Below are 13,213 nucleotides of genomic sequence, written 5' to 3'. Positions count from 1 at the left end.
TATGGCAGATGTTACAGTAATTGGCTCTAATATGATTGATTTGACAACTTATATTGGACGGATGCCTGTCGAAGGCGAAACAATCGAGGCACCAGAATTCAACATTGGCTACGGTGGTAAGGGTGCTAATCAAGCTATCGCGGCGGCACGCCTGGGTTCAGATGTTAATTTTATTACGATGGTTGGTAATGATGGCTTTGGCCAAGAACAACTCGCTAATTATCAAAAAAATGGTATTCGCACGGATGGCATTGGCATTGGTCACCAAAATAGTGGGGTTGCCCCGATTTTCGTAGATCCAAGCAGTGATAACCGGATTTTGATTATCAAGGGAGCTAACAAGGAATTGACTCCCGCTGTCTTAGATGAAAAACAGGCGCTAATCAAGAATAGTAAACTAATTGTGTTGCAACAGGAAATTTCACTAGAGACTAATTATCACGCCATTGATTTAGCCCAACAGTTCGGGGTACCGGTGCTTCTCAACCCGGCTCCTGCTAACGAGGACTTGAATATCGACTATGTCTCGAAGGTTGCGTTCTTTACGCCTAATGAAACGGAATTGGCGACGCTAACTGGGTTACCAACAACTAACCTAGATGAGATCAAGGTCGCGGCGCGTGATTTGATTAGTCGTGGCGTTGAAAACCTGATTATTACGTTGGGGCATAAGGGCGCGCTCTGGGTTACTGAAAACCATGCCGAAATCGTCCCAGGAATGAAGGTCAAAGCGATTGATACGACTGGCGCTGGGGATTCGTTTATTGGTAGTTTTGCCCATTACTTTGCACAAGGTGAAGCCATCCCCGATGCATTAAAACATGCGAACCAGTATGCAGCCATGACAGTAATGAAAAAGGGAACCCAAAAGTCATATCCGACAGCGGCAGAACTTTCAGATTTATTAGCTGCTGCAGTGGATTAGATGAATTGCAAGTGTTGCCATTATCTGACTAAAACTCAGATGATTGGAACGCTTGCTTTCGTCTGTTCGTGAAAGAATTGGCTATAAAAATCCTCAGAAGCCGTAACTGGCATTGTGCTGATAATAGTGGCTATACGCGTGGCGTTAGTTAGCCTTTAGCATTAAATGTGATTAAAGAGTACCAATGAGTTGGCTGATTGTTCGTCTACCAATGGCTGTCCTGTACTGACTTCCGGGTCTGGGAGCCGTTCTAATGGCATGGTCATCTATCTGGGGATAATTGACCAGTGGATATTAGAAAACCACTCCTTGATACAACCTTCTAATCAGCATAGAGAATGATTGACGGCTTCTTCGATACTGAGAAGACGGTCTGAAGATTATAGACTAGTTTCGATGGCAACTATTTGTGAAATTAGTCTATCGAATTGCCTTGTGGTTAGCGTTTGAAATTTTCCCGTCTCGAGTAACTAGAGAAGATTCATGCAACGGCCTGGAATGTGGGTGTTTTGCCAACCCGAGTATGACAGCGTGGAGCGTGTCGGAGGCCAGTCATACAGTTAGCTGTCAAAACAACTGTTTGCTAAGAATCAACGGCTAATCCATCAAAAAGTTGGGTCCGCACATATCACTGCAATTTTACGCGAACTCGCTTTGTTTCCAGCGGGTCTCAGCTGGCTGCCTTTGAACTTGAATGCCAAGCCAAAAGCAAAAGAATTAAAACCACAATAAATGATTATCTCAATAATAGAAAAACAAAATGATGATAAAAAGCTATTGACAATGATTCAAGTGAGGGTTAAATTATAGGTGTGAAATGAAAGCGCAAACATAATGGGCTAGTAGTTCGTTTGGTTATTCAGAGAGCCAATGGGTGCTGAAAGTTGGTTAACCGGACGGGTGAATCCGCCATTTAGCGTTTGACCTCGTTTTTAAGAGGTCGCGGTGAGACGATATACTCGTAGAGCAGTAAGTTGGGTGGTACCACGTTGGTAATAACGTCCCATAGTCTTTTTGATGAGACTATGGGGCGTTTTAATTTTAAGGAGGTTTTCCGTATGTTAAATCCAGAGTTTGTTCGTAATAACCCAGAACTGGTTAAGGCTAAGCTCCAGACTCGAAAGGTTGATCCAGCTGAGGTTGATGAATATCTACAGCTAGATCAACAAAACCGCGATGCGATTACTAAGGTTGAAGGTTTGAAGAAACAAAAGAATCAATTGACGGAACAAATTGGGCAAAGTGATCCGCAGTCGGAAGCGGGTCAAGCGCTGATTCAACAAGTCAAGCAATTGAATGGGGACATTAAGAGTACTGAAGCGGCCCAAACAGAAGTCAATGACCGCTTGCATTACTTAGCCATCCGCTTCCCAAACTTGCCCGCTGACGATGTACCAGTTGGTCCGGATGAAAATAGCAATGTTGAAATGCGTAAACACGGTGAGATTCCAACTTTCGATTTTAAACCCAAAGCGCATTGGGAATTAGGCGAAAGTTTAGGAATTCTAGACTTTGACCGGGCTGCGAAAGTTTCGGGTGCACGCTTTGTGTACTATAAAGATGCCGGCGCACTCCTAGAACGGGCCGTTTATAGCTTTATGCTAGATCTGCATACGCAAAAGCAAGGCTATCATGAGATTATCCCGCCATACCTGGTGAACGCACAGACGATGTATGGGACTGGGCAATTTCCTAAGTTCAAGGAAGATGTCTACACGGTGGGATCTTCTGGAATGACACTGATTCCAACCGCTGAAGTCCCGCTCACGAACTACTATGCCAATGAAATCTTATCTGAGGATCAGCTCCCAACCTACTTTACCGCGATGACGCCATGTTATCGGTCTGAAGCCGGGAGCGCAGGTCGGGATACGCGTGGCTTGATTCGTATGCACCAATTTCACAAAGTTGAGATGGTGAAGTACTGTAAGCCTGAAAATTCATACGATGAACTCGAAAAATTAACTGATAATGCTGAAGAAGTCTTACGTGAATTGGGACTGGCCTATCACGTCATCAAGCTTTCAACGGGTGATACTGGTTTTTCATCAGCGAAGACCTACGATGTTGAAGTGTGGATGCCGGAACAGGGTGTTTATCGGGAAATCAGCTCATGTTCTAACTGCTTAGATTTCCAAGCACGGCGCGCGATGATTCGGTACCGGAAAGCTGATGGGACGGTCGATTACGTCCACACGCTGAATGGTTCGGGGCTTGCAGTGGGCCGGACTGTAGCGGCAATTTTGGAAAACTACCAACAAGCGGATGGTACGGTTAAGATCCCTAAGGTGCTCCAATCTTACATGCATGGCATGACAGAGATAAAATAAAATTATTATGAGAATAAATTATTATTCAAATAATCCAGTTGAATGTTAAACTTAATATCACTAGGATTGAGATGGATACAGGCTAGATCTGTTATGCTAATCTCAATCCTTTTTAATTTGATATCAATAATATTTAATCTTGCTAATTAGACTCACATGAACGATAATTGTCACCGTGATAATATTTTCTCGTGAAGAAAGGGTTTTCACAGCTCTAAAGTGATATTTATCACAAAGCACCGTTTTACGGCGAGTTGCGGCGTTAAATCTAATAGGAGGGTTTATTCATGCAGGTTATGTTTGGACATTCTCTGGTGTGACCAGAACAACGTTATGAAAAGGAGACTTAAAAATGACAAATATATTTAAGGGTTGGCGAAAAAATGATATTTTTTGGATGCTGAGTCTGTTCGGTACCGCGATTGGGGCGGGCGTGTTATTCTTACCTATCGGGGTTGGTACAGCAGGTATTCTGGGTGTCATCATGATACTTATTTTGGCTTTGCCGACTACGTTTTTCGCTCACAGGGGTCTGAGCCGGTTTGTTCTGTCAGCGAAAAATGATGGCGATGACATTACTGATGTTGTTGAACAACATTTTGGCTTTAAGATTGGATTGCTTTTTACCATTATTTATTTCTTCTCCATTTATCCGATCTTATTAGTTTATTCCGTTTCTATTACGAATACGGTATCGAAATTTATGACCGACCAGATGCACATGCAAACACCACCTCGTTGGTTGTTGTCACTAGTACTCGTTGGGATTCTTATCGGGATTGCGCGCTTTGGGACGTCTTTGATTACTAAAGTGATGAGTGGCCTGGCCTTTCCGTTTATTATTGTAATTGTTCTGTTTTCCTTCTATCTGATTCCACATTGGAATGGCGCCATTCTTTCAACGTTTTCCAGTTCTGTCTCTGGCGGACATTTGGTTGGGACGTTAGGAAATCTGTGGTTACTGATTCCTGTCATGATCTTTTCATTTAACCATTCCCCAATCATCTCTTCGTTTTCCGTTGCTGAACGTAAAGAATACAGTGGGGACGGTAAGGATAAAGTCGATAAAAAGATTTCCAAAATTCTATTGTCGGCCGAAACCTTGATGGTCGTGGTTGCAATGTTCTTTGTCATTAGTTGTACACTGGCGTTGACGCCAGACCAAATCGTTGAAGCTAAAAATGAAAATGTCTCGATTCTGGACTACGTTGCGACTGCTTTTAATAGTCCAATTATCAAATATGTTTCTCCCGTAATTGCCTTTATTGCGATCGCCAAGTCCTTTTTAGGCCATTATCTCGGAACGAGTGAAGGCTTACGTGGGATTATCCGCAAGATGGAAGAAAAATCCGACAAGACGCTTCCGAGTCGAACCGTTTCAGCAATTGTTGATATCGTTCTGTTACTAAGTGCCTGGCTCGTTGCTTGGATCAACCCATCCATTATGGGAATGATTGAAACCATCATTGGACCAATCATTGCGTTTATCCTGTTCTTGATGCCAATGTATGCGATTCATAAGAGTCCTAAGTTACAGCAATATGCCGGCAAACACAGTAATGTCTTTGTTGTGGTCATTGGCTTGATCGCAGTTAGTGGTATCCTGTTCAATATCATCAAATTGTTCGTTTAGTAATCTGACCAAAATACGGGCTAAATTCAGATTGGTTAATATTATTGAAGCCAGTTTTTGTCACCAATCTCGGTGCTAGTGCTCGTAACGAGAGGCTCATGACGGTGTTGGGGGTTCCGTGAGACACGCGAATCGAATGGCCATATCGACGGCTGGATTAATCATAACGGCGGGATTAACCCAGAAATGAAAGCTTTGATGGCAGCGGCTTGGTGCTTTCTCATCAGGATAATTTTGGTGCTTGCTTGTGCCGTAACTGTAAGCTTCATCAAGTTTCAAAACGGTGCACTGACGATGAAGGCGCAGCGAAGCGCTAGTTGCCCGTGCCAAAGCTTAATTTGACGTGATGATTCAACTAGGAGGATGACTAAAATGACGGTGAACTACAAGAGTGTTTTTGATATTATTGGTCCGATTATGATTGGCCCATCCAGTTCGCATACGGCGGGGGCTTGTGCGATCGGTCGAGCAGCAAATAGCATTTTTAAGGAGAAACCGACAGATATCGTAATTCATTACTATGAATCCTTTGCCCAAACTCACAAGGGCCATGGAACGGATTATGCGATTATTAGCGGAATTCTGGGCTTTGATCCGGACGACAGCCGGGTACCGTATGCCATTGGCTTAGCGCGAGACCAGGGGATGAATATTACGTTTATTGAAGAGCCTGGCGACAGTCCCATCAATCACCCGAACACCGCCATCATTGACTTAAAGAATGATGATAAACAGGTAACGGTCGCCGGATGTTCGATTGGCGGTGGGACGATTGAAATTCGTGAGATTAAGATGGATGGTTTTGATGTCAAACCGAAAGGCCCGCTGCCAATTTTATTAGTTCAGGGCGGCGAGAATGACCATCAACATGTCACCAAACAGTTGGCTGACTTGACTAAAGTGAATGACCAACGGCACTATAAGACGGACCGCGGCAATTTATACGAATACGACTTGGATCGCCGCCTCAAGCAGGATGAAATCAAGAAACTAACGCAGGAACACGCGAACTTAGTTTACTTATAATCGGGGAGGTTAATGATCATGTATATGAGCGTAGCGGAACTAGTTACAGCGGCCCAAGAAACGAAGAAGCCAATCTATGAATTAATGATTGAACAAGAGATGGCAACCTCACAGGTGAGTCGCGAAGAAATCTGGCACACGATGGGCCGGAATCTAGATGTCATGGAAGCTGCCGTTAATAAAGGCGCTGCCGGTGATGGGGTCTACTCGACGACTGGTTTAACCGGTGGTGAAGCGGTGCTGTTGAAGAAGTATCGCCAAAAAGGGCACACCTTATCTGGTGATACGATGATGCAAGCTGTTCAAAACGCCATTTCAACCAATGAAGTTAACGCCTCGATGGGTGTGGTTTGTGCGACCCCCACGGCTGGATCGACGGGGACGTTGCCAGGTGTGATCTTTACGTTGAAGGACCGCATGAACTTGAATCGTGATCAGATGATTCAATTCCTATTTACAGCTGGGGCCTTTGGCATGGTGATTGCGAATAATGCCGGGATTGCTGGTGCGACTGGTGGTTGCCAAGCCGAAGTGGGTAGTGCGTCTGCGATGGGTGCGGCCGCAGCGGTCGAATTGGCTGGCGGCACACCCGAACAAAGTGCAGAGGCTTTGGCGATGGCAATCAGCAACTTGCTAGGCTTAGTCTGTGATCCCGTTGCTGGACTCGTTGAATTGCCTTGCGTTAAACGGAATGCGATCGGGGTCGGGAATGCCTTGATTGCGGCCGATATGGCGCTAGCCGGATGCACGAACAAAATTCCGGCGGATGAAGTCATTGCGGCTATGGATAAAGTCGGTAAGGGCTTGCCAAAAGCACTACGGGAGACTGGTTTGGGTGGCTTAGCGGCGACACCAACTGGTATTCGGATGAAAGAAAAGATTTTTGGCCGCTCGACTAATTCACAAGTTCATGCATAAAAGTTTCGTGGAAAGATGATGAGCTGACGACAAACGCTATCATCTTTTTTATTTCGATATTGATATGGTGACGTGTATTAACGTTTTATCAGTGTGATAAAATAATATTAAGTTATAATGTTGACAAAAAATAGTGAGGTGGGTGCCGTTATGCAAAAACCATTAACAGCTGAGCAAGAATATGTCCGCGAATTTATTCCGTTCGTTGATTTTTTAGCTGATATCTTAGGCCCAAGTAGTGAAGTTGTCTTGAACGATTTGATGGATTTGAATCACTCCGTTGTGGCGATTCGCAATTCTCACATCTCGCATCGACAAGTTGGTGACCCCGCAACGGACCTAGCGCTGCGAACGATGAAAGCCGGCAAAGCTGAAAAACGAGACTATCTGGCTAATTATAAGGGCGTTTCACAAGGTAAGCACTCACTGCGTTCATCGACTTATTTTTTGCGGTTGGATGGCGAAATTGTTGGGATGATTTGCATCAATACGGATGACAGTGTCTTAGACGACCTGCAAGAACAAGTGTTGAAGGTGATGGCAAGTTACAAACACTTAAATACGCCGACGATTCATCAACCTAAGGGCGCCCCAGCGACCGAGACGGCCCACGACACACCGGTAGCGCCAGAGCATCTGACGACTTCTATCACAGATTTGGCCCGCGAAGTGACACAGGCGGTCTGTGCCAAGTATGGCGTTTCCGTAGAATATTTAAAGCAAAACGAAAAGCTAGAAATTGTTCGTAGCTTGTATCACCAAGGCTACTTCCTGTTGAAAGATTCGGTTAGCGAGGCGGCTAAAGTCCTCAAAGTGTCTGACCCGAGTGTTTATCGTTATTTACAGACCGTCAAGGATGAGGATTTACAGTAGAATTGAACGGCATAATTGTAAGCGATTCATTACGGGTGGATTAAACTAAGCCTCCTGATGTGATTGGATTTACGGGTTGATGGCAAAGCTTTGAAGGCCAAAATTTTCAAGTAACTAGGTCGGCGTTATTAAGATACGAATCGTCATAATCAGTTAAAATGCATCAGCTAACACGTTATATGTGGTATTGGTTGATGCATTTTAACTGATTTTTTTGAGTGGTGCTAGTTCATTTGGCATGAGCGATGACTAGAGCGTCTCAATTGTTTGGATTACGAGTCATCAGCTTGGTTATCAACTGATTATTATGATAATAAATCTCATGCATTTCTCATTAGTTGAAATCGAGTTGAAAGGCTGATGTATCGGGAACTAAGCCGATTTTTGGTCAGTTATAAAAGATTATCAAATCGTATCAGACGTCCTTAGCCAGCGTATTATGTGGTATTATGATGAATAAATAAATGGAGGTGATTCGATGCTGACACCGAACGAAATTCGACGCCGTTTACGACGTGATTTATTTACAATTGCCGAAGCTTATCAGATTGGTTTTGAGGATCGCTTGTATACGGAGACCGAGTATGAGCACTTAAAGCAGACGTTATTGCAATTGCGGGAACTGAATATGGCGCCGCAACATGTTGAACAGCTGCTCGCGATTAACGGCTAACATTGTGTAACTAATTAAATAAGGAAGTGATTTGACATGAATGCTGATAGTCCATCAGGTTCAATCCAGTCCAGAACGTGCTAATGCCAGTGAAACCCATCACCAGCATTAGCACTTTTTTAGTGTCTGTAACTCAGCATTCGGTAGTCAATGTTGAAGTGTGGGCAATGCCAGTCAACTACTAAATTGCAGCATGATACGCGTTGGGCTAGTTATTCTTAAGCATTAAGGATGATTAAATCATGACAGTTGGTGGATTCCTGTTCGTCAGCCGAGACGCGCCATATTCCGACCTCCGGGGCTGGCTGACAACGCTGGAACAGGGCGGACATCGATTTGAACTCACGCAGAGAACCACTGCGCAATTTCAAATACGAGTCTTCTTCTAGCCCGGGAAATTCACCCGGACAAGAAGAATTTCGCCCTTGAGCATTGTCAGCCAGCCCCTCCAGTCGGGAACCCACTCGAATGGCAGATGAACGGCCACCTATCTTAGTGCAATTGACCAATGGATATTTAATTGCAGTAACTTCAATTAAACTTTGAATCAGCATTACACTGATTTGTCACATTTAAATGTTGGTAAAATGCCATGAAATTAGTCGATAATCCTGCCTTGCACTTAGCATAAAGGCTTTACCATCTCAAACGAATAGACAAAATCTACACAACCTTCAGTAATGCTGAAGGTTCGCAGAATTGAAATACAGCAAGATAACTTGCCAGCCTTACAGCCGAATGTCAACATGGCGTGTACCAAATATCAACGACTAGTTCATTTAAAGTTGGGTCCGCAAATGTCCGCCTTTCGAATAGGATCCCGGTTGGAAGGTATTCGGGGCAAGGCCAAGTGGTGAAATTTCACTTAGCAAGCGTTCTTTGCTTGGTTAGTGAAAGACCAGCATTTAAGACGTGGGCTTCGGCTTAAATCTGTGTCCACCACGTCACGGCCATTGCCCAGAATGCCTGGAAGCCGGCCTAGGACGTCTCCACAACAGCAAGTTTACGCTAAGTCGCACTTTTTCCAGCGGGTCTCAGCTGGCAGCACTTGAACTTAGAAATTGTCATGATTTAACCATCTTTAAGGCTAAATCATAACTAGCACAACGCGTAATCAATTACTAAATTGCAGCATGAGGAATGCGAGCCAGCCGTTTGAATGAAACGGAAACATGTCAGTTGGGACTGGAATCAGGCCTGGTACGGTCATCTAGCGAGCTGTAGGATAATTGCGTGTCATCGATCACAATACGATATAACGGCTCGTACAAGCGATTCTAAGCAGTAATACATAGACAGTCGCAGGGCACTAACGCTGTACTGGCAGAGTCTATCATAGACTAAACGGTGACCTAATGTTAGCAATCAAGTGCCAATCACAGTCTAAATGTGACTTAATTATGTATCCAAATCATCAATGAAAGCGTTTGAATTAGTTATTCAGATGATTTTATTGCGTAAAAAGATTACAGTTTCCTGATATTGGTTGTATTTTGGGCGGACATTCTTTATTATGGTTAATGATTGTATGATACAGTGTGACACTTATTTAGCGAGGAAAGTTATGTTATGAAAAAAATGATTATCCATGGCGGAAAACGACTTTCTGGGGAATTAACGATCGGTGGCGCAAAAAATAGTACCGTCGCACTGATTCCTGCTGCGATTCTTGCAGACACTCCGGTCCAATTCGATACGGTTCCGCACATTTTAGACGTTCACAATTTACGACTGATTTTAGAGTCAATGAACGTCCATTCCACTTTTGAAAACGATGTTCTAACAATTGATCCAACAAATATTGAAGAATCTGAATTACCAAGTCATGCCATTAAAAGCTTGCGGGCGTCCTACTACTTTATGGGCGCTTTGCTAGGACGGTTCAACCGCGCAACGGTGACCTTCCCAGGTGGTGACAATATCGGGCCACGGCCAATTGACCAGCATATTAAGGGGTTCAAGGCCCTGGGTGCTAATGTGGTTGAAGAAAATGATTCTGTATTCATCTCGACGGGTACGGAAGGCCTTCACGGCGCGCGCATCTTTTTAGATGTGGTTTCGGTTGGTGCGACCATCAATATTATTTTGGCTGCGGTCAAAGCACATGGGACGACCACAATTGAAAATGCCGCCAAAGAACCTGAAATTATTGATTTAGCAACCTTCTTGAACAATATGGGTGCCAAGATTCGCGGCGCAGGTACGGATGTCATTCGGATTGAAGGTGTTCCAGCGTTACATTCGCGGGCGACCCACACGATTATTCCGGACCGCATCGAGACGGGGACTTATTTGTCACTCGCCGCTTCGATTGGGGACGGCATCTTACTGAAGAATGTGATTCCAGAACATATGGAATCATTTACTGCTAAGCTGGTAGAGATGGGCGTTGACCTCCAAATCAATGAAGATAGTATTTACGTGCCACGTGCACAGGATCTGGATCCAATTCGGGTCAAAACGATGACCTATCCAGGCTTCGCAACTGACCTGCAACAACCCATTACGCCGCTATTATTACGGGCGAACGGGAGTAGTGTGGTCATCGACACGATTTACCCACAACGGACTCAACACGTCGCCCAATTACGCAAAATGGGTGCGGATATTCGTGTTCAAGATAACCTGATCGTTGTCGGACATTCCGCACATTTACAGGGTGCACACGTTGAGGCTGGCGAGATTCGGTCTGGCGCAGCATTAATGATTGCTGGTTTGGCCGCAAGTGGTGTTACCGAAATCAGCCGTGCAGACAACATTCTGCGGGGGTATGACCGCGTCATTGATAAGTTGCATACCTTGGGTGCGGATGTTGAAATCGCTGCCGATGAAGAGGTTCCTGAAAAATAACGATAGTCAGTTAAGAAAGAACAGTGGTTATGGAAAAAATTTTAACAATGCACGATCTCGAGCAAATGACGTTAAAAGAAATTTATAACTATGCCCGTGAATACAAAATTTCTTATTATTCGCAAATGAATAAGAAGGAACTCTCACTAGCCGTTCTCCGTGAACAGGACAAAAAGCGCGGATTTGTGCAGATGGAAGGCGTCTTGGAAATTATCAGCCAAGAGGGCTATGGCTTTTTGCGACCAATTAACTATGGGCCATCGCAGGAAGACATCTATATTTCCCAATCACAAATCCATCGTTTTGGCTTGCGTAATGGGGACTATGTGGCTGGTCAAGCTCGTCCACCACGCCCTAATGAACGTTATTATGGGTTGATGCGAGTGGGAAGTGTGAATGGTAAGGATCCGAATGAGGCCAAGCAACGGCCTCATTTTCCGGCTTTAACGCCCCTTTATCCAGAGACGCAAATCAAATTATCGACAACGGCGTCTGTACTGGCGACTCGGTTGATCGATACCTTTGTGCCAATTGGTTTTGGTCAACGGGGCTTGATCGTTGCGCCGCCTAAAGCGGGGAAGACGACGTTACTGAAGAATATCGCCAATGGTATCGTGGCCAATTACCCCGACGCCAAGTTGATCATGTTGCTAATCGATGAACGGCCTGAAGAAGTGACCGATCTGGAACGGTCGATTAAAGGTGAGGTCGTCAGTTCGACGTTTGACCAACAACCCCAAAATCACGTCCGGGTCGCAGAGCTTGTCCTAGAACGGGCACGCCGACTAGTTGAGGATAAGCAGGATGTGATTATCCTACTTGATTCGATTACGCGACTGACGCGGGCTTATAACTTGGTCATTCCGTCGAGCGGGCGGACCTTATCGGGTGGGGTCGATCCTACGGCGTTTTATAAACCGAAACGTTTCTTTGGCTCTGCACGGAACATCGAAGAGGGCGGTAGCCTCACGATTTTAGGGACGGCCTTGGTCGATACCGGTAGCCGGATGGACGATATGATTTATGAAGAATTCAAAGGGACCGGGAACTCAGAATTACAATTATCCCGTGAACTCGCTGAACGGCGGGTCTTCCCAGCGCTAGACTTGAAACAATCTAGCACCCGGAAGGAAGAATTGCTCGTGAGCCGGAAGAATTTGGAACCGGTCTGGCAGATTCGGCGTTCAATGACCGGCAATGCGCTTGAATACACCGAACAACTCTTACAATTCTTGAAGAATACGAAGACGAATGCTGAATTTTTACGCGATTTATCGGGTTTGAAATTCACAGGGCAGTCAACCCGGCGGCCACGGCGCTAGTCCAGTAGTTTTAGTGGTTGACGGGGCCTAGTCATTCGTGATAACATGTTTATCGTTGGTTAAAACTATGATAATCTCTGTTTCAGCAAATGATTCAGGGCAAAGGAGCGAAATACAATGCAAAAAGGAATTCATCCAGATTACCACTTAGTTGTGTTCCAAGACTCAACTACTGGTTTTAAGTTCATCTCTGGTTCAACAGCAACTTCAGCAGAAACTGTTGAATGGGAAGATGGTAACACTTACCCATTGATCCGTGTTGAAATTACATCAGATTCACATCCATTCTACACTGGTAAGCAAAAGTTTACCAAGGCCGATGGTGCGGTCGATCGTTTCAACAAGAAATACGGTCTCAAATAAGCAAACAATTAATTGGCGTTCTGACTTCGGTTGGGGCGTTTTTTTTGTTGCCTGAAATGGTTGGGGCTGGATAATATGACGATAAAGTGTCACAGAAAGTTAGCTGTTGGGTCGTGGCCCAATAATTGGTGCAGATAATCAAAGGTATGATGAGAGCTGTTATGAGCGCATTGTGCTAGTTATTATTTAGCATTAAAGATGATTGGATTCTGCTATTTTCAAGTTCAAAAGCCGCCAGCTGAAACCCGCTGGAAATCAGTGCGAGTTACCGTAAACGTGCAACGATAGGTTCGTCCTAGT

Annotated in this window: 11 protein-coding genes; 10 read left to right on the top strand and 1 reads right to left on the bottom strand. The window is 44.7% G+C overall.

Going from position 1 to position 13,213, the window contains the following annotated elements; genetic code table 11:
* Position 1 precedes the first annotated feature (1 nt).
* From rbsK to KGF70_RS11230, 7 genes are all read left to right on the top strand, one after another.
* On the top strand, positions 2-925 hold the full coding sequence (rbsK, locus tag KGF70_RS11260; protein WP_216768809.1) for a ribokinase: 924 nt from the start codon (positions 2-4) through the stop codon (positions 923-925).
* Positions 926-1,983: 1,058 nt separating this feature from the next.
* The gene (gene serS, locus KGF70_RS11255; RefSeq protein ID WP_216768808.1) at positions 1,984-3,255 is read left to right on the top strand and encodes a serine--tRNA ligase; all 1,272 of its coding nucleotides are present in this window, start codon (positions 1,984-1,986) and stop codon (positions 3,253-3,255) included.
* A gap of 352 nt (positions 3,256-3,607) precedes the next feature.
* Positions 3,608-4,888 (top strand): aromatic amino acid transport family protein, encoded by a 1,281-nt coding sequence (locus KGF70_RS11250; RefSeq protein WP_152705559.1) that lies wholly within the window; start codon positions 3,608-3,610, stop codon positions 4,886-4,888.
* Positions 4,889-5,260: 372 nt separating this feature from the next.
* Positions 5,261-5,914: an L-serine ammonia-lyase, iron-sulfur-dependent subunit beta gene (gene sdaAB / locus KGF70_RS11245; protein WP_050337727.1), complete on the top strand. Its 654-nt coding sequence runs from the start codon at positions 5,261-5,263 to the stop codon at positions 5,912-5,914.
* An 18-nt stretch (positions 5,915-5,932) separates the two neighbouring features.
* Positions 5,933-6,832 (top strand): L-serine ammonia-lyase, iron-sulfur-dependent, subunit alpha, encoded by a 900-nt coding sequence (sdaAA, locus tag KGF70_RS11240; protein ID WP_003637666.1) that lies wholly within the window; start codon positions 5,933-5,935, stop codon positions 6,830-6,832.
* A 150-nt stretch (positions 6,833-6,982) separates the two neighbouring features.
* Positions 6,983-7,705, top strand: coding sequence for a transcriptional regulator (locus tag KGF70_RS11235; RefSeq protein WP_088770086.1), 723 nt, complete (start codon positions 6,983-6,985; stop codon positions 7,703-7,705).
* A gap of 478 nt (positions 7,706-8,183) precedes the next feature.
* The gene (locus tag KGF70_RS11230) at positions 8,184-8,378 is read left to right on the top strand and encodes a hypothetical protein (RefSeq protein ID WP_050337725.1); all 195 of its coding nucleotides are present in this window, start codon (positions 8,184-8,186) and stop codon (positions 8,376-8,378) included.
* 218 nt (positions 8,379-8,596) lie between these two features.
* On the opposite strand, the gene KGF70_RS11225 is transcribed toward KGF70_RS11230, so the two are convergent.
* Positions 8,597-8,932 (bottom strand): hypothetical protein, encoded by a 336-nt coding sequence (locus KGF70_RS11225; RefSeq protein WP_216768806.1) that lies wholly within the window; start codon positions 8,930-8,932, stop codon positions 8,597-8,599.
* 1,015 nt (positions 8,933-9,947) lie between these two features.
* Here KGF70_RS11225 and KGF70_RS11220 point away from each other — a divergent pair.
* From KGF70_RS11220 to KGF70_RS11210, 3 genes are all read left to right on the top strand, one after another.
* Complete coding sequence (locus KGF70_RS11220; RefSeq protein ID WP_050337724.1) at positions 9,948-11,228, top strand: UDP-N-acetylglucosamine 1-carboxyvinyltransferase; 1,281 nt, start codon at positions 9,948-9,950, stop codon at positions 11,226-11,228.
* 29 nt (positions 11,229-11,257) lie between these two features.
* Entirely contained in the window at positions 11,258-12,550 is a 1,293-nt protein-coding gene (gene rho / locus KGF70_RS11215) for a transcription termination factor Rho (protein ID WP_050337723.1), read from the top strand.
* Between the two features lie 117 nt (positions 12,551-12,667).
* Positions 12,668-12,913 (top strand): type B 50S ribosomal protein L31, encoded by a 246-nt coding sequence (locus tag KGF70_RS11210; protein ID WP_003637671.1) that lies wholly within the window; start codon positions 12,668-12,670, stop codon positions 12,911-12,913.
* Positions 12,914-13,213: the final 300 nt, after the last annotated feature.

The organism is Lactiplantibacillus sp. 7.2.4 (assembly GCF_018991185.1).
In the GTDB taxonomy this organism is placed as follows: Bacteria; Bacillota; Bacilli; order Lactobacillales; family Lactobacillaceae; genus Lactiplantibacillus; species Lactiplantibacillus pentosus.
The sequence above is the reverse complement of the archived record's forward strand: the minus strand, read 5'-3'. Positions and strand labels throughout refer to the sequence as shown.